General features: G+C 65.1%; 15 protein-coding genes. 11 read left to right on the plus strand and 4 right to left on the minus strand.

What is annotated here, in order from left to right:
- Positions 1 to 52 precede the first annotated feature (52 nt).
- A complete protein-coding gene (locus E7811_RS10330) occupies positions 53 to 2,203 on the minus strand; it encodes an ELWxxDGT repeat protein (RefSeq protein ID WP_168732989.1) in 2,151 nt (716 codons plus the stop codon).
- A gap of 278 nt (positions 2,204 to 2,481) precedes the next feature.
- Here E7811_RS10330 and E7811_RS10335 point away from each other — a divergent pair, with 278 nt between their 5' ends.
- Positions 2,482 to 3,372 (plus strand): alpha/beta fold hydrolase, encoded by an 891-nt coding sequence (locus E7811_RS10335; RefSeq protein ID WP_136394552.1) that lies wholly within the window; start codon positions 2,482 to 2,484, stop codon positions 3,370 to 3,372.
- A 48-nt stretch (positions 3,373 to 3,420) separates the two neighbouring features.
- On the opposite strand, the gene E7811_RS18340 is transcribed toward E7811_RS10335, so the two are convergent.
- Positions 3,421 to 4,458, minus strand: a complete 1,038-nt coding sequence (locus tag E7811_RS18340) for a calcium-binding protein (RefSeq protein ID WP_136394553.1) — start codon at positions 4,456 to 4,458, stop codon at positions 3,421 to 3,423.
- 310 nt (positions 4,459 to 4,768) lie between these two features.
- On the opposite strand from E7811_RS18340, the gene rpsO reads away from it, so the two are divergent.
- The 5 genes from rpsO to E7811_RS10365 all read left to right on the plus strand — a co-directional run bounded on the left by rpsO (position 4,769) and on the right by E7811_RS10365 (position 10,532).
- The gene (gene rpsO, locus E7811_RS10345; RefSeq protein WP_136394554.1) at positions 4,769 to 5,038 is read left to right on the plus strand and encodes a 30S ribosomal protein S15; all 270 of its coding nucleotides are present in this window, start codon (positions 4,769 to 4,771) and stop codon (positions 5,036 to 5,038) included.
- A gap of 252 nt (positions 5,039 to 5,290) precedes the next feature.
- Positions 5,291 to 7,441, plus strand: coding sequence for a polyribonucleotide nucleotidyltransferase (gene pnp / locus E7811_RS10350; RefSeq protein WP_136394555.1), 2,151 nt, complete (start codon positions 5,291 to 5,293; stop codon positions 7,439 to 7,441).
- A gap of 126 nt (positions 7,442 to 7,567) precedes the next feature.
- Entirely contained in the window at positions 7,568 to 8,773 is a 1,206-nt protein-coding gene (locus E7811_RS10355; RefSeq protein ID WP_136394556.1) for a GTP-binding protein, read from the plus strand.
- Complete coding sequence (locus E7811_RS18220; RefSeq protein WP_281277038.1) at positions 8,770 to 9,108, plus strand: DUF6525 family protein; 339 nt, start codon at positions 8,770 to 8,772, stop codon at positions 9,106 to 9,108. The genes E7811_RS10355 and E7811_RS18220 overlap by 4 nt, the downstream gene beginning before the upstream one ends.
- Before the next feature lie 113 nt (positions 9,109 to 9,221).
- Positions 9,222 to 10,532: a D-amino acid dehydrogenase gene (locus tag E7811_RS10365; RefSeq protein ID WP_136394557.1), complete on the plus strand. Its 1,311-nt coding sequence runs from the start codon at positions 9,222 to 9,224 to the stop codon at positions 10,530 to 10,532.
- On the opposite strand, the gene epmA is transcribed toward E7811_RS10365, so the two are convergent.
- On the minus strand, positions 10,533 to 11,582 hold the full coding sequence (gene epmA, locus E7811_RS10370) for an EF-P lysine aminoacylase EpmA (protein ID WP_136394558.1): 1,050 nt from the start codon (positions 11,580 to 11,582) through the stop codon (positions 10,533 to 10,535).
- Between the two features lie 110 nt (positions 11,583 to 11,692).
- Between epmA and efp the strand changes: the two genes are divergently transcribed.
- From efp to E7811_RS10395, 5 genes are all read left to right on the plus strand, one after another.
- Complete coding sequence (gene efp / locus E7811_RS10375; protein WP_136394559.1) at positions 11,693 to 12,262, plus strand: elongation factor P; 570 nt, start codon at positions 11,693 to 11,695, stop codon at positions 12,260 to 12,262.
- Between the two features lie 242 nt (positions 12,263 to 12,504).
- Complete coding sequence (locus E7811_RS10380; RefSeq protein ID WP_136394560.1) at positions 12,505 to 12,846, plus strand: glycosyltransferase family protein; 342 nt, start codon at positions 12,505 to 12,507, stop codon at positions 12,844 to 12,846.
- Positions 12,847 to 13,169: 323 nt separating this feature from the next.
- Positions 13,170 to 13,787, plus strand: coding sequence for a response regulator (locus E7811_RS10385; protein WP_136394561.1), 618 nt, complete (start codon positions 13,170 to 13,172; stop codon positions 13,785 to 13,787).
- 36 nt (positions 13,788 to 13,823) lie between these two features.
- Positions 13,824 to 14,345 (plus strand): molybdopterin-dependent oxidoreductase, encoded by a 522-nt coding sequence (locus E7811_RS10390; protein ID WP_136394562.1) that lies wholly within the window; start codon positions 13,824 to 13,826, stop codon positions 14,343 to 14,345.
- 34 nt (positions 14,346 to 14,379) lie between these two features.
- The gene (locus tag E7811_RS10395) at positions 14,380 to 16,827 is read left to right on the plus strand and encodes a hybrid sensor histidine kinase/response regulator (RefSeq protein ID WP_168732990.1); all 2,448 of its coding nucleotides are present in this window, start codon (positions 14,380 to 14,382) and stop codon (positions 16,825 to 16,827) included.
- Positions 16,828 to 17,437: 610 nt separating this feature from the next.
- Here the strand turns inward: E7811_RS10395 and E7811_RS10400 are convergent.
- Entirely contained in the window at positions 17,438 to 18,094 is a 657-nt protein-coding gene (locus E7811_RS10400; RefSeq protein ID WP_136394564.1) for a peroxiredoxin, read from the minus strand.
- Between the last annotated feature and the right edge of the window lie 29 nt (positions 18,095 to 18,123).

An 18,123-nucleotide genomic window follows, 5' to 3' on the forward strand; every position in this document is an offset into this window, starting at 1 on the left:
GGTCTCAAGGTCCAGTCTCAAGGCCCGGTCGCAAGGCCCGTGCGATGACCGGTCAGAGGATGTCGATCCGCGCGGCCAGCGTGGACAGGTCGCTGATCCCGTCAAGGACCAGGATATCCTCGCCGAAACGCAGCGCCTGCATCCCCCTGTAGGTGGCCCCGAACCGGTCGATGACTTGATCCGCCGTCAATTCGCCGGTCCAGAGCGCCGAGGAAAGTTCCAGCCTGTCGCCCTGTCCGACCGAGAAATCTGTGACCCGGTCGATGCCGTAACCCTTCTTGAAGACAAAGCTGTCCGCCCCCCGGCCACCGGCCAGAACGTCGTTGCCGCGACCGCCGTCCAGCCGGTCGCGCCCGGCGCCACCCAGCATCCGGTCGTTTCCCGCACCGCCGAGCAAGGTATCGGTCCCGCCCCCGCCGATCAGCCGGTCAATGCCGGCCCCGCCGCCCAGCCGGTCCGCGCCCGTGCCGCCGCGCAGCACATCGCCGCCTGCCCCGCCGCGCAACTGATCGTTGCCCGCCGCACCCAGCAATGTGTCATTGCCTCCGCGCCCGATCAGCGTGTCATTGCCGCCAAGCCCCCGGATCAGATCGGGGCGCGCGCCCCCCACCAGCCGGTCCGGCCCGGCCGTGCCCACGATCACCGAACGGTCGTCGGTCGTGTCGTTCAGGACGTTGATGGTCAGGTTGCGCTGCGAGGAGAGTTCGCCATCGCTGACCCTCACGGTCAGCGTGTGGCTGCGCGCCGTCTCGAAATCCAGCGCCGCATTGGTGCGCAGTTCGTTGCCCACGATGCGGAACAGGTTGCCGGGGTTCGACACCAGCGAATAGGTCAGCGCATCGCCGTCCTGATCCGTGGCTGACAGCCGCCCGACCACCGCACCCGCCGCGCGGTTCTCGCGTACCGAACCGCCCGAAAGGGTGATCTGGCCGGGGGTGTAGAAATTGATGTCGAGAAGGCCCATTGCCCTTGGCCAGGAAAAGTCGATCCCTGGCCAAAGGTCGGCTACCATCATCGTCCCTGAGGCGGTGCCATCAGATGTCCAGACCTCACGCCCACCTTCCGGGCCGTCGGCCGAAAAATAGATGCGGTCGCCCACGGCGATCAACGACTCTGGCGACGAACCGGACGAACCGGGGCGGATATCCCTGACCAGCGCGGTTCCCGTGGTGGTGCCATCGGTCACCCACAACTCGCGCCCGTGAGTGGATGATTCTGCAACGAAGAAGGCCCTGTCGCCGACAACCGTGAAAGATCGAGGGTTCGATCCCGTCGCGCCAGAATGGATGTCGGCCACAAGAACGGTGCCTGCATCCGTCCCGTCGGAAAACCACACCTCCCGCCCGGTTGTCGGGGCTGACGCCACGAACAGAACGCCATCGCCGAACGGTGTCACATCGTCGGGCGAGGAACTGGCTGCTGGCCCGCCGATATCCTTGGTCAACTGCGTGGTCCCCGCCACAGGATCATGGACCCACAGCTCGCGCCCGTAGGTGCCTTCTGTAACGGCAAAGAAAACCTTGCCGTCCGATACCGTCACATCCCGGATAGCGGCTGGCGGATCGGACGTGTTGGCGGGGAAGTTCTGCACAAGCTGCGTGCCCGCGATGGTGCCGTCCGTCCGGTAGAGGGCCATGCCGTTCGTGCTGGTCGAGGCGGCGAAATAGACATGATTGCCCAGAACACCGTTTTCGAAAAAGACTGGCCGTGATCCTGACGCCCCGCCAAGGATGTCGGCCAGCCGGAAGGTTCCGGCGATGGTGCCGTCGCTGACATAAGGTTCGGCGCCTGTCGCGGTTTCCGATCCCTGGAAGATCACCTTGTCACCCAGCACGACGATCTGGTTGTCACCGCCGGGCACGCCATTGCCCAGGCCCGGCAAAAGATCCCTGACCACGGTTACTGTATTGCCGTTCAGCACGTGAAGTTCCCGCCCCGCGGCGGGATTGTCGGCCACGAAGAACAGCTTGTTCCCGGCAAGGACCATGTTCTGCACGGCAGAGTTGGCGGGGCCGAAGTTGATCTCCGCCAGCAGGTTGAAGCCACCGCTTTGCCCGTCCACCCAGTAGATCTCGCCGCCATTCGCGGGCGTCCAGCCGGAAAAGACCAGACGATCGCCGATCGTGACGATCGGTTGCGGCAAAAGATACGAAAACTCGATATCCCCTTGCGGCACGAGGGACCTCGCTGTCCCATCAGGCATGATCGCGAAGATGCCCATTGTCGTGCTGGATGTCGTTGCGTAAAAAACGGGAACCGTAACCATGATCCATCCCACTCAATATGTTCGCGGGAAGGCCTCCCGCTGTAATTCCTGCAGGGTGCCAAGCGTTCCCCGGTCTGTCCACAGTTTTTCCCGGCCGCCCGATCACTTCTTGCCAGCCCATCACTTCCTGCCAGCCCGGACAGGGCGGCGGGCGGACCTGCGGCCTTCCGTTTCCCGCGCGGCTGTGGCTTCCTGACCCGAGGGAGGTGCCTGCCATGGCCGAGATCGAAGGTTTCACCCGCCGCCGCTTTGCCTGCGGCGAGGTCGCGCTTTCCGTGCAGGAGGCTGGCACCGGCCCGGCGCTGATCCTGCTGCACGGCTTTCCGCAGAACGGCCTTTGCTGGGCGCGCGTGGCCCCGGCCTTCGCCGCGCGGTTTAGGGTGATCGTGCCCGACCTGCGCGGCTATGGCCAATCCGACGCCCCGCCCGACGATGCCGGCCACGACGCCTATTCCAAGCGGCGGATGGCGGCCGATATCGTCGCGCTGATGGATGCGCTGGACCTGCCCCGCGCGGACGTCCTTGGCCACGACCGGGGGGCAAGGGTCGCCTACCGGCTGGCACTGGACCATCCCGACCGGGTGGACCGGCTTGGCATCATCGAGATCGCCCCCACCGCCGATTACTGGGCCAACTGGAGCGCCGAAATGGCAATGGCCGCCTATCACTGGACCTTCCTTGCCCAGCCGGCACCCCTGCCCGAACGGATGATCGGGGCCGATCCGGTGGCCTATGTCGATTGGACGCTGGCCAGCTGGACGCGGGCGAAATCGCTGGCCCCGTTTCCCGCCGCATCGCTGGAAAGCTACCGCAACCAGATCCGCGACCCGGCCCGCATCCACGCCATGTGTGCCGATTACCGCGCCGGGGCCACGACCGACCGGGCCCATGACGAGGCCGATCGCGCCGCCGGGCGCCGCATCCGCGCGCCGCTGCATTTCCTTTGGGGGCATCATGGATTTCCGGCCCGCACCGGCGACCCCAAGGGGATATGGCGGACATGGGCCGAAAGCGTGACCGGCGAACCCTGCGAAAGCGGCCATTTCGTGATGGAGGAAAACCCCGACGCCGTGACCGGCGCGTTCCTGCCGTTCTTCCGGGGCTGACCGCGTGGGCGCCGACCGGGCGGCAGCCGTCCGGGCCGGGGGGCAAGATCACCCGGTCGGGCGCAGATGAATACGGTCGGGCGTCAGCCCTTCGGCCCCGCCGATCAAATGGGCCAGCGGGATGCCGTCCAGCCGGATCGTCGCGTTCGCGCCGTCATGGTCCACCGTCACTTGCGGATCGGGATGGGCAGCAGGGTCATAGACCAGATGAAGTTCGTCCCGGTCCGGCTCGAACCCGGTGATCTGCGCGGCGCCCTCGCCAGCGGCCCAGTCGCCGGTCGTCAGCACATCCGCACCCTCGCCGCCGTTCAGCCAGTCACCCCAGCCTGCGATCAGCGTGTCGTTTCCGGCGCCGCCGTTCAGGTAATCCACGTCCTCGTCCCCTTCGGCCTGACCGTTCAGCAGGTCATCCCCGAAGTCGCCGTCCAGCGTGTCAGCGCCCGTGCCGCCTTCGATCAGGTCATTGCCGAAGCCGCCATTCAGCCAGTCGTTCCCCGCGCCGCCGATCAGCGTGTCATTGCCGGTGCCGCCCAGCACCTCGTCGTCCCCCTCGCCACCGGTCAGCCCGTCATCGCCAGCGCCGCCCCGGATCGTGTCATTTCCGGAACCGCCGTCGATCCGGTCCTGACCGGCCTCGCCGTGCAGCACATCGTCGCCGTCATCGCCGAAGATCAGGTCGCGGCCGTCCTCGCCCCAGATCACGTCGTTGCCACCGCCGCCGCTCAGCGAGTCGTCGCCGCCCCTGCCGATGATCTGGTCCAGACCGTCGCCGCCGAGGATCGTGTCGCCAAGGGTGCCGCCCGCCAGCTTGTCGGCACCGCCGGTGCCGTCGAGCCATTCGCCAATGTCGGGCAGATCGGCGTCATCCTCGCCGTTGCCCCCGTCCGGGGGTTCGGCCCGCGGCGCACCCGTTACGTCGCCGGGCGCGGCGGCATCGTCCAGAAGATTGCCCTGCCCGCTGTCGGCCAGGTCGTCGTCGGGCGGGGAATCGGTATCGTCCTCGCCCTCGGCCTTCGGCCCGGACATCATCGCATCCGCCAGAAATCCGGCGGCCAGCGCGCCGATCACACCCAGAAGCCCCAACATGGCCCACACCCCCGACCGTTTCCTGCGCCGTTAACCAGTTTTCCACCTAACCGGTTGCGCTACTTGGGAAAATCCCGGCCGAACATGGCATGAACACGGCGCAGGAACCACGAAGTTCTGACAACTTGGTAAAATTCGAAAGGTCGGCCCGCGTCGGGCGGCCCGCGCCCTGCCTGTACGGGCTTTTCTTTTATGTGATGATGGCATATACGCCCGCATCCCCGCATCGGCTCAGGCCGCGCCGGGGGCCAAGGGCCTTGCTGGACGACATCCCGGCTTGCGCCGTCACCCTGAACGAATGGAGACCCCGATGTCGATCACTGTCGAAGAAAAAGCCCGCCTGATCAAGGAATACGCGACCAAGGAAGGCGACACCGGTTCGCCCGAGGTCCAGGTCGCGCTGCTGTCGTCGCGCATCGCGACGCTGACCGAACACTTCAAGACCCACAAGAAGGACAACCACTCCCGCCGTGGCCTTCTGATGCTGGTCGCCCAGCGCCGCAAACTGCTGGACTACCTCAAGGGCAAGGACGAAGGCCGCTACAACGCGCTGATCCAGCGCCTTGGCCTGCGCCGCTGATCTATCCCAAGGGATGACGGGGAAACGCCCGTGCCGGAAGGCGCGGGCGTTTTTCGTTCTGCAGGCCATCGCCAACGCCCGCCGCGGAACTGACCCTTTCCAAACCGCGTCTTTTCCTGTATGCGCCGCGCATCTGTGACGTGACGCCCACGGCCCCCGGGCACATGCGAAGGATTGGGGGCGGCGGCAATGGGGCCGCCAGATGCGGAAGACACGGGCAAGGGGCCCGCCGGTCTTCCATGAGGAAAACGGATGTTCAATATCACCAAGAAGTCGATCCAGTGGGGCCAGGAAACGCTCACTCTGGAAACGGGCAAGATTGCCCGCCAGGCCGACGGGTCGGTCATCGCGACGCTGGGCGAAACCAGCGTCATGGCCAACGTGACCTTCGCCAAGCAGGCGAAGCCGGGGCAGGATTTCTTCCCGCTGACCGTGCATTACCAGGAAAAATACTATGCCGCGGGCAAGATCCCCGGCGGCTTTTTCAAGCGCGAGGCCCGGCCGAGCGAAAAGGAAACGCTGACCTCGCGCCTGATCGACCGTCCCTGCCGTCCGTTGTTCGTGGACGGGTTCAAGAACGAGGTTCTGGTCATGGCCACCGTGCTGTCGCATGATCTGGTCAATGAACCCGACATCGTGGCGATGATCGCCGCCTCGGCCGCGCTGACGATCTCGGGCGTGCCCTTCATGGGTCCGATCGGCGCGGCCCGTGTGGGCTTTGTCGATGGCGAGTATGTCCTCAATCCCACCGTGGATGACCTGCAGAACCTGCGCAACAACCCCGAACAGCGTCTGGACCTTGTCATCGCCGGCACCAAGGATGCCGTGATGATGGTGGAATCCGAAGCCTACGAGCTGACCGAGGCCGAAATGCTTGGCGCGGTGAAGTTCGGGCACGAGGCAATGCAGCCGGTGATCGACCTGATCGTGGACTTCGCCGAGGAATGCGCCAAGGAACCCTTCGATTTCGCCCCGCCGGATTATTCGGCACTCTATGAAAAGGTGAAGGCGGCGGGCGAGGCGCAGATGCGCGCGGCCTTCGCAATCAAGGACAAGCAGGACCGCAGCAACGCGATCTCGGCGGCTGTCGACGCGATCAAGGCGGCGCTGTCGGAAGAAGACCAGGCCGATATCAACCTTGGTTCGGCGATCAAGAAGCTGGAATCGTCGATCCTGCGCGGCGACATCATCAACGGGGGTGCGCGCATCGACGGCCGCGACACCCGCACCGTCCGCCCGATCGTCTGCGAAACCGGCATCCTGCCGCGCACCCACGGGTCGGCCCTGTTCACCCGCGGTGAAACGCAGGGTCTGGTCGTGACCACCCTGGGCACCGGCGAGGATGAGCAGATCATCGACGCCCTGCACGGCAACAGCCGGTCGAACTTCCTGCTGCACTACAACTTCCCGCCCTATTCGGTGGGGGAAGTGGGCCGCGTGGGTTCGCCCGGACGGCGCGAGATCGGCCACGGCAAGCTGGCCTGGCGCGCGCTTCAGGCCGTTCTGCCCGCTCCGACCGATTTCCCCTACACGATCCGCGTCGTGTCCGAGATCACGGAATCGAACGGGTCGTCCTCGATGGCCTCGGTCTGCGGCGGTTCGCTGTCGATGATGGATGCGGGCGTTCCGCTCAAGGCTCCGGTGGCCGGTGTGGCCATGGGTCTTATCCTTGAGGACGATGGCCGTTGGGCCGTGCTGACCGACATCCTGGGCGACGAGGATCACCTCGGCGACATGGATTTCAAGGTGGCGGGCACCGACAAGGGCATCACCAGCCTGCAGATGGACATCAAGGTTGCCGGGATCACCCCGGCGATCATGGAACAGGCGCTGGCACAGGCCAAGGACGGCCGGATGCACATCCTGGGCGAAATGGCCAAGGCGATCTCGGCTCCGCAGGGCTTCAGCGAATACGCCCCCAAGATCGAGACGATGACCATCCCCACCGACAAGATTCGCGAAGTGATCGGTTCGGGCGGCAAGGTCATCCGCGAGATCGTGGAAACCTCGGGCGCCAAGGTCGACATCAACGACGACGGCGTGATCAAGATCGCGTCGAGCTCGGCCGATGCGATCAAGAAGGCCTATGACATGATCTGGTCGATCGTGGCAGAGCCGGAAGAAGGCCAGATCTACACCGGCAAGGTGGTGAAGCTGGTCGATTTCGGCGCCTTCGTGAACTTCTTCGGCAAGCGCGACGGTCTGGTGCACGTGTCCCAGATCGCCAACAAGCGCCTGAACCACCCGAACGAGATCCTGAAGGAAGGCCAGGAAGTGAAGGTCAAGCTTCTGGGCTTCGACGATCGCGGCAAGGTGCGCCTTGGCATGAAGATGGTCGACCAGGAAACCGGGCAGGAAATCGCGCCCGAGAAGAAGGAAAAGGAAGAAGCCAGCGAAAGCTGATCCTTCCGTAAACGCCATGCGAAGGCCCCGGTGGAAACGCCGGGGCCTTTTCCTTTCGCCCGCACCCTTGCATGGGAAAATGGGACCCGGTAAGTGTTATTTTATAACATTACAGGAACGAGTCCCATGCCCGATCCCCGCCTTCCCGTCACGGTCCTTTCCGGCTTTCTCGGGGCCGGAAAGACCACGCTTCTGAACCATGTGCTGAACAACCGCGAAGGCCGTCGGGTGGCGGTGATCGTCAATGACATGTCCGAGGTGAACATCGACGCCGACCTGATCCGCGAAGGGGCCGAGTTGAGCCGCGCCGAGGAAAAGCTGGTCGAGATGACGAACGGATGCATCTGCTGCACCCTGCGCGACGATCTTCTGTCCGAAGTGCGCCGCCTCGCGGGCGAAGGGCGGTTCGACTATCTGCTGATCGAATCGACCGGCATCGCCGAACCCCTTCCGGTCGCGGCCACCTTCGATTTCCGTGACGAGGACGGTGACAGCCTGTCTGACGTGGCGCGGCTTGACACGATGGTGACGGTGGTGGATGCGGCAAACCTCCTGCGCGATTTTTCCAGCCACGACTTTCTCGCGGACCGTGGCGCATCCCTTGGCGCAGAGGACGGGCGCAGCCTCGTGAACCTTCTGACCGACCAGATGGAATTCGCGGACGTGATCGTGCTGAACAAGGCGTCCGATGCCACACCCGCACAACGCGATGCGGCCCGCAGGATCATCCGTGCGCTGAACCCCGATGCACGGCTGATCGAGACCGATCACGCCAGCGTCCCGCCAGCCGCCATCTTCGACACCGGCCTGTTCGATTTCGACCGCGCGCAGGAACACCCCCTTTGGGCAAAGGAACTGTACGGGTTTGAAAACCACACCCCGGAAACCGAGGAATACGGCATCTCATCCTTTGTCTATCGCTCCCGTCGGCCGTTTCATCCCGCGCGGGTCCATGCGGTGCTGAACGGCGATCTTGCGGGCGTGATCCGCGCCAAGGGGCATTTCTGGATCGCCACAAGGCCCGAGTGGGTCGCGGAATTCAGCCTTGCCGGGGCCATGTCTTCGGTCAGTCCGCTTGGCCGCTGGTGGGCCTCGGTTCCGGCGGAACGTCTTCCGATGCATCCCGACGCACGGGCCGAAATCGCCCGCCACTGGATCGACCCCTGGGGCGACCGCCGACAGGAGCTCGTCTTCATAGGGTCCGGAATGAATCGTGATGCGATCTGCGCCGCCCTCGATTCGGCGCTTGTGGAGGAAGAGGATTTCGTGCCCGACTCCTGGGCCATGCTGGACGATCCCTTCCCTCTGTGGGGGCAGCGGTCGGCGGCATGAAGCGCAACCTTGCCTCGACCCGCGCACGCTGGCGCGCCACCGATCCGATGGCGGAACATGACAGGCTGCCCCCGGATCTGCGCGCCTGGCTGATCCACGCCGCCCTTCCGTGGAGCGCATCTTCCGCCCGTCGCCTGTGGCAGCGGGCCATCGCCGAGGGAGGCGGACCCGATCAAGCGCGGGCGCTGCTTGAGAGCGCCGAAAGAAAGACCCTTCGGCGCGAGGCAGAGGCGATCTGGGGAAAGGACTATCCTCAGCCCCTTTCAGGAGAAGCCTCGCGGCCGCAACTTCTGCGGCCAGATTCGGGATGCAAGATGAAATCTTCGAATTTATGATCTAACGACAGAATATAATTTCGCAACGAAGCAAGTGCGCCGTGAATTTCACCAAGAAATTTCACGGAAACCGCCTATCCTTCTTTGCAAGCGCTGCGACAGGAGAATTTGGCATGCGGATCGTCGTTCTGGGGGCCGGGGTCATCGGGGTCACTTCGGCATGGTATCTGGCGCGTGCAGGCCATGACGTGACGGTGATCGACCGGCAGGCCGGTCCGGCACTGGAAACCAGCTTTGCCAACGCGGGCGAGATCAGCCCCGGCTATGCCAGCCCCTGGGCCGCGCCGGGCATCCCTCTGAAGGCGATGAAATGGTTGTTCCAGCGCCACGCGCCGCTGATCATCCAGCCGAACCCGGAACCGGCAAAGCTGCGCTGGATGGCGCAGATGCTGATGAACTGCACCTCCGATGCCTATGCCACCAACAAGGCGCGCATGGTGCGGCTGGCGGAATATTCCCGCGATTGCCTGATCGCCCTGCGCGAGGAAACCGGGATTTCCTATGACGAGCGCACCCAGGGCACGCTGCAACTGTTCCGCACGCAAAAGCAGGTCGATGCCGCCGCCAAGGACATCGCCGTGCTGTGCGAGGGCGGCGTGGCCTTCGAGGTGCTGGACCGCGCAGGCTGTATCGCGGCCGAACCCGGCCTTGCCGCATCCGCCGACCGGATCGCGGGCGGCCTGCGGCTGCCGGGCGATGAAACCGGCGACTGCTTCAAGTTCACCAACCGTCTGGCCGACATGACCGCGGCGGCGGGCGTGACCTTCCGCTATGGAGTGGGGATCGACGCGCTGGAAATGGACGGGGGCCGCGTCACCGCCGTGCAGACAAGCGAGGGCCGCGTGACGGCCGATGCCTTTGTCGTGGCCCTAGGCAGCCATTCGCCGCGCCTTGTAGCGCCCCTTGGCCTGCGCCTGCCGGTCTATCCGCTGAAGGGCTATTCGATCACCGTCCCGGTGACCGATGAAGGCCGCGCGCCCGTGTCCACCGTGATGGACGAAACCTACAAGATCGCGATCACCCGTCTGGGTGACCGGATCCGCGTGGGCGGCATGGCGGAACTCGCGGGCTTTGACACCAGCCTCAGCCCCCGCCGTCAGGCGACGCTGACGAAGTCGGTCGAGGAACTGTTCCCCGGCGCGGGCGATCAGGCGCGGGCCGAATTCTGGTGCGGCCACCGCCCGATGACACCCGACGGAACCCCGATCGTGGGCCGTACGCCGGTGGAGAACCTGTTCCTGAACACGGGCCACGGCACGCTTGGCTGGACGATGGCGGCGGGTTCGGGCCGTCTTCTGGCCGATCTGGTCAGCGGTCAGCGGGCCGAAATCGAAAGCGCCGATCTGGGCTATGCCCGTTACCTGCTGAAGCCGCGCGCCCTGCGCGCCGCCCGCCCCGCACCGGCTGCCATCCCGGCCGAGTGATCAGACCTCGGGCACCGGCGCCCAAAGCACATCGTCGATGCGCGGCGCGCCGGTGGCCAGCATGACCAGCCGGTCAAATCCAAGCGCGATCCCGCTTGCAGGCGGCATCTGTGCAAGGGCATCCAGAAAATCCGGGTCCACCGGATAGCGTTCGCCATAGACGCGTTCTTTCTCGTCCATCTCGGCGGCAAAGCGGCGGGCCTGTTCGGCTGCATTTGTCAACTCGCCAAAGCCGTTGGCCAGCTCCACGCCACAGGCGTAAAGCTCGAACCGTTCGGCCACGCGCGGATCATCGGGCGCAGGACGGGCCAGTGCGGCTTCGGCAACCGGATACCGGTCAAGGATCGTTGCCCGGCCGTGGCCCAGATGCGGTTCCACCCGTTCGACCAGAACCCGGCTCAGCATGTCCGACCAGGTGTCATCGGGCGCGCGGCGGATGCTGGCCCGGTCCATCTGCGCGCCAAGGGCCGCCGCGTCCGTCGCCCCGTCCGGCCCGATCGTGGCTAGAAGGTCGATACCTGCATGGGCCGCAAAGGCATCGGCCACCGAAACCCTTTCCGGTTCGGCGAAAGGGTCGCAGGTGGCCGCGCGAAAGCGCAGCACGTCGGCCCCCGCCATCTGCGCCGCCAGCCGCAGGAACGCGGCACAATCCTCCATCAGCGCCGTGTAATCCTGCCCCACGCGATACCATTCCAGCATGGTGAATTCCGGGCTGTGCAGCGCGCCGCGCTCGCGGTTGCGCCAGACATGGGCAAAGGACGCAATCCGGGTTTCTCCCGCCGCCAGCAGCTTTTTCATCGCAAACTCGGGCGAGGTGTGCAGGTACATGGGATGCCCCTGCCCGTCATTGCCGATGGCCTCGGTCGCAAAGCCGTGCAGATGCGCCTCGTTCCCCGGGCTGATGGCAAGCGCGGCGGGGTCCACCTCGGTAAAGCCCTGCTCTGCCAGCCAGCCGCGGATCGCCGCCTGAATCCGGTTGCGCGCCAGAAGGACCGGGCGGCGGTCGGCGTGGCGGGCGGGGCTCCACCAGGGCGTGCTTTGGGCGGACATGATCAAATCCTTCGGCTTTTGGCTGGAAATTGTCGCCGAACTGCGCTAACCGCACGGGCAATTCCGCGCGGCTTCTACAGCCCGCCCCCTGCAATCACAAGGAAAGACCCGTGGTCAAAGTCATCGCCTCCTCGCTGCGCAAGGGCAATGTCGTCGATATGGACGGCCGCCTTTACGTCATCCTCTCGGCCCAGAACATCCACCCCGGCAAGGGCACGCCCGTGACGCAGGTCGACATGCGCCGCATCTCGGACGGGACGAAGGTTTCGGAACGCTGGCGCACCACCGAACAGGTGGAAAAGGCCACGGTGGACGAACGCGAATATGATTTCCTCTACGAGGACGGCGAAGGCTTCCACTTCATGGAGCCGGAAACCTATGAACAGATCGCCGTGTCGCCCGACGTCATCGGCGATGGCAAGGTCTATCTGCAGGAAGGCATGCGCTGCTGGCTGAAGACCTTTGAAGGCGCCTGCATCGCCATCGAATTCCCGCAGAAGATCACCGTCGAGATCACCGAGACGGAACCCGTGGTAAAGGGCCAGACGGCCAGTTCGTCCTACAAGCCCGCGATGACGGACAGCGGGCTGCGCGTCATGGTGCCCCCGCACATTGGGCCGGGCACGCGGATCATCATCAACACCGAAGACAACACCTACGTGTCGCGCGCGCAGGACTGATACGCGAAGCGCGGGCAGATCAGGGGCGCGACCCGCGCGCAAAACGGTTCGGGGGCGGTTGCAGGCATGCAGCCGCCCTTTTTCCTTTCCCTCGCGTGGGGGGTCAGCCACCCCCGCCGTCAGGATAGGGTGGCTGTGCCTCTGCGCCCCGGCGCGGCCCGGAACGGCCGTACCGTTCGAAGGCCTTGTCGAGAAACCCGACGCATTCAACGCGCGGCGGGTGCTGATCGGACATCGCCGCCGTGGCCACGCGGGATAGCGTGCTGATCTGTGACATGAACCATGCCCAATCCACAGGCGAGGCGGCGAAGCAGATACAGCGCGCAGGTATCACGCAGGCGGAATCCTTCCTCCGCCGTTCCCGCCCCTGGGCCCATGACGAAACCCTGTCGCCGGGTCCGCGCCTTCAGGTCAAGGCGATCATGGTGGCACCGGGCGGCCGGCTTTCGCAGCAAAGCCATGTCCATCGCGCCGAACATTGGGGCGTGGTGGAAGGGACCGCGCCGGTCCAGGTCGGCAGAGATGAACCGCGGATCGCCGAGAATGAACCCGTTTGCATCCCCTGGGAGGGATGCATCGCCTGACCAATCCGGGCCATGTGCCCTGCGCCTGATCCAGGTGCAGACGTGGGCCAACTGGGCGAGGATGACAGAGCCCCTACGTGGACGTCGATCACAGCGTTCCGGCCTGCGAAAACCCACCGGCTGTAACCCGAATGCCCGCCGAATAACCCTTTCGGGTAGGTCCGGCGGAAAATTAGATAGCCGCAGAATCATTGGTCGCGGTTTCCGCCTGCCCCCTGCCATAATCAGGCAGGATTGGGCTGTCGCAAGCCCCTGCGTTCCGGTTGGCGAAATTTCCGCCACCGCACGGCGAGGGAGGAAGGGACACAACACCGGGACGATGAATGAGATTGCTGCTTGCCGATGACCAGGAACTGGTGCGCGACACGATCGCCGCCTTTCTGCGAACCTCCCCCGATCTGGTCGTGGATACCGCGTCGGACCTGCAAGGCGCGATTTGCGCCGTTCGCGAAAAAGGGCCCTACGATCTTGTCCTGCTGGATTTCATGATGCCCGGCATGAACGGCCTGAACGGCATTGCCCAGATGCGCGCAGAGCAAGGCAGCAAGCCGGTGGCCATCCTGTCGGGATTGTCGCAACGTTACGTCGCCGAACAGGCGCTTGCGATGGGGGCACAGGGATTCCTGTCCAAGACCATGTCGACCAAATCGCTGATCGCAGCGATCCGCTTCATGGTGGCGGGCGAGATCTATGCCCCGATCCTGATGGCCCCCGCCGCCAACACAGTTGAGACGCGCGGGCCCACGGGCGCCGCCCTGACCCCGCGCGAAACTGAAGTGCTGCGGCTGTTGTGCGCGGGCCAGTCCAACAAGGAAATCGCCCGCGAACTGCAACTTCAGGAAATGACGGTGAAGCTGCATGTCAAAGCGCTCTTCCGCAAGATCGAGGCGCGCAACCGAACCCATGCCGCGATGATCGCACGGGAAAACGGGCTGGTGTGACCGGCCCTGTCATTGAACGGTTCACGAGGAAACACCATGACGCTGATGAACGCGATCCGGAACGCCGCGCTTGCCGCGCTGCTTTCCGCCCTGCCCCTGCACGCGGCCGAGGCCGAGGCCCTTCCCGCACCTTCCGGTGATGTGATCCTGACCGTCAGCGGCAAGATCGGCGTGACGAACGGTCAGGAGGGCGCGGCGTTCGGCCTTGCGGATCTGGACCAGCTTCCCCAGACCGGCTTCGAGACGACGACGATCTGGACGGAAGGCGTTCAGTCCTTTTCCGGTGTCCGCCTGTCCGACATGCTGGCACACGTCGGGGCCGAAGCAGGCAGCCTGCTGATGACCGCCCTCAACGACTATCAGGTCGAGGTCGAAGCGGGCGATCCGCTTTTGAAGGATGCACTTCTCGCGACCCGCCAGAACGGCGCGCCGATGTCGATCCGTGATCATGGGCCGATCTGGCTTGTGTTTCCTTATGACGCCGATACGAACCTGCGCAGCGAGATCGTCTATTCCAAGTCGATCTGGCAGCTGACCCGCATCGAGGTACGCAACTAACCGAAGGCAGGCAGGCTTCCCGAGGTCCCGCATGATGCCCCGCGCCAAGTCGCCCGCGTTCTCGACAAGCCAGTGGTTTCGCTGGATGGTGCTGACGCTGGTCTGCATTTCGCTGGGAACCCTGATCATCATGGCGCAGGAGGTTTCGCAGGAATTGCAGAACCTGCGCGAAGAGCTGCATGAAAACATCCAGTGGAACCTGACGCAGATCGAGGTCGACCTTCTGCAATTCGAAAACGAAGCGCGTCTGGCCGGGCTTGACCCGGCGGCGGACCTTGCGCAGTTGCGGCTGCGCTATGACCTGTTCTACAGCCGCGCCCGGATCGCCATGGGCAGCCGGTGCTTGAGTGACGCCGCAATAGACAGCGGCGCGTCCGAACTGGTGGGGATGCTGCGCGACTATCTTGACAAGACGACGCCCCTGATCGACGCCGGCGATGACCGGCTTCGCCCGGACCTGACCAAGATCGCGGCCGATGCCCGCACGTACCGCCAGACCCTGCGCCGCACGATAACCCGGCTGATCCAGGATCACGCGGCGGCCACCGTCGCCTCGCGCGAACCCCTGACTTTGCTGATGCAGAAGCTGGGTTGGACCACGGCCTTTGTGCTGATCAGCCTGATCACGCTGCTTTACGCCACGCTGCTTTACGCCACGCTGATCCTGCGCCAGCAGTCCGAGGCCTCGAAGAGGGAAAACGAACGGCTGACCTCGCGGCTTCAGGCCACCGTGGGGACCGCGCTCGATGCGGTGATCGTGGCCACGCGCGACGGGCGGATCCTGGATTTCAACCCCGCCGCCGAACGGATCTTCGGCTATTCGCGGTCCGAGGCACTGGACCGCCCGCCGGAAGACCTGATCCTTTCCGAACAGACCGTGGGCGAATACCGCCGCACCAAGGAGAAGATCGCCGACGGCGTGGCGGATGGAAGCCGGTTCACCGTGACCACCCGGCGCAAGTCGGGCGAGGAGTTTCCCGCCGAAATGTCCATCGCGTGGGATGTGTCGGCCGACGGCAGGATCTTCATCTCGTATCTGCGCGACGTGTCGGATCAGGTTGCGGCGGAACAGGGCCTGCGGCAGGCCCGCGACGACGCGGTGGCCGCCGAACAGGCAAAGACCAACTTCATCGCGGTCGTCAGCCACGAGATGCGCACGCCCCTGAACGGCCTTCTGGCCACGCTGGACTTCGCCACCGAAGAGGCCGCGAACGCCAGCCAGAAACGGTTCCTCGATCTGGCCCGGGCATCGGCGGATCAACTTCTGCGGCATGTCGACGATGTGCTGGAACTCTCGAAGGCCGAAACCGGGCAACTGGCGATCGTGCAGGAAACCTTCGACCTGCGCGCCTTGCTTGACAGCGTGGTGGAGCCCGCCAAGGCAAAGGCGGACCAGATGGCCACGTCCCTGACGCTGGAAGCCCCCGACAAGCTTCCGACGATGATCGGCGATCCGTTCCGCATCGGCCAGATCCTGAACAATCTGGTGACGAACGCCCTTAAGTTCGCATCCGGAGGCGCGGTCGCAGTGGCGGCTCGGCTGGAACCCTTGCGACGCAAGCAGGTCCGGCTTGCTATCGACGTGACAGACACCGGGATCGGCATCAGCCCCGAGGATCAGGGGCGCATCTTCGATCCCTTCGTGATGCCGGATGCCTCATACGGCCGCAGCGCCGGTGGCACCGGCCTTGGGCTGGCGATCTCGCGCGGGTTGGCCGAACGGATGGGGGGAAGCCTTGTCGTCGAAAGCACGCCGGGAATCGGCAGCCGCTTTACCCTGTCCCTGCCGCTGGCCACCGGGCGGCGCACGCAAGACGGATCGGCGAATGCCACATCGGCCGCGCCGGTCGCCGGGCACAAGCTGGATGTCCTGATCGTAGAGGACAATCTGACCAACCGGATCGTGCTTGAGGAAATGGTGACGCGCCTTGGCCATGACGTGGCCTTGGCCGAAAACGGCCTGATCGGGGTGCGCATGGCGGCCGCCCGCCGGTTCGACGTGATCCTGATGGATGTCTCGATGCCGGAAATGGATGGCCCGACGGCCACCGGCGAAATTCGCCGCGCAGGCGCATCGCGGAAAAGCCGCGTGATCGCCGTCACCGCCCACAGCATGCCGGAGGAAATCGAACGGTTCCGCAAGGCCGGCATGCTGGACATCCTGACCAAGCCGATCGCGCGCGCGGCGCTTGAACGGCCTATCGGACGGGCCGCCACCGGCGAAGCAGAGGCGCAGGCCGCACCGGCAGAACAAGCGGCACGGCCAACCTTCGATCCCGAACGGATAGACGAAATTTCCGCGGCCCTCGGGCTGGATCGCACGATCAGCGCGTTGGAAAGGTTCTGCGCCGACATGCGGCGGATCGGGGCGCGGCTGGCCGCGGACGAGGCACTGACCGCCGAGGATCATGCCGCCCTGTTCCACGAGGCCAAGGGCTGCGCCGCCGTCATCGGCCACAGGCCGCTGACCCTTGTCGCCTAACGGGGCGAGACGGCGGCGCGGTCCGGCCATCCCGCCGAAACCCTCCGGTCCATCAGCGCAGAATTCTTCAGGTTTGTCGCCGCGCTGCCCGACGAATGCGAAACGATACGGTCGCCCCTGCGGCCCGCCAACGCCGCCTGAACCTATCCTTGAGGGGCACCAGATCGGGCACCTGCCCCCGAACATCCCGCCGCACCGCCCAAAGGTGCCGCGACTTCGGCCATGATCCGATGGAACGACTCAACCGCTTTCCAACCGGGCCATCACATGCGGCCTTTTCCACCACAAACCATCTGCGGCGCCTCTGCCGTGTCGCCGCCCTGGCGTTCGCCACTGCATCCGGTGCGGCAGCGACTGGCGTAAAGCTGCGCAGGCCTTTCGCCACGGGCAAGCGTTTCGCCGGGGCAAAGACCGAGGCCGATCATCGCCCCATCAAGGGGACCCTGCGAACGGGGACGATCGTCTTTGCCGGATGTTATCGTGGATAGCATTCGTTTGGAACCGGGGTGGGGGCATCCCGCCACCCGGACCCGCGCCACCATCCGGCAAGGCAAAGGGGCGCGGATTGCCGCGCCCCTTTGACATTTTCACAGAACGACACGCCCCGCGATCAGCCCGCGTGCCGGGCAAAGCGCAGATAGGGCAGCCGGATGTCGATCTGGCCGAATTTCTCTTTCGCCTGTTCATCGTTCAGCGACAGGGCCACGATCACATCCTGCCCCGGCACCCAGTTGGCAGGCGTCGCGACCGGCACGCCATCTGTGGCCCGCACCGCATCCAGCGCGCGGAGGATTTCCGCAAAGTTGCGGCCCACCGACATCGGATAGGACATCGTCAGCCGGACCTTCTTGTCCGGCCCGACGATATAGACGGTGCGCACCGTCGCCGTATTCGCGGGCGTACGCCCTTCCCCCGGCAGATAGTAGTCGGCCGGCAGCATGTCATACGCCTTCGAGACGGTCAGCGAGGTGTCGTCGATGATCGGGAAATCGGCGGGCGCGCCGGAAAACGCCTCGATGTCGCGTTTCCATTTCTGGTGTTCCTCGACCGAATCCACCGAGACGCCGATCACCTTCGTCCCGCGTTTCGCGAATTCACCCGCCAGCTGGGCCACGGCCCCGAACTCGGTGGTGCAGACGGGGGTGAAATCGCGCGGGTGCGAAAAGATGATGCCGTAGCTGTCGCCAAGCCATTCGTGAAAGCGGATCGTTCCCGCCGTGGAGTCGGCGGTGAAATCGGGCGCGGTGTCGTTGATGCGGATGGACATGGGTCCCCTCTCCTTTTCTTGCGTGCTGC

It is taken from the genome of Aliigemmobacter aestuarii, from assembly GCF_004799285.1.
Classification (GTDB): Bacteria; Pseudomonadota; Alphaproteobacteria; order Rhodobacterales; family Rhodobacteraceae; genus Aliigemmobacter; species Aliigemmobacter aestuarii.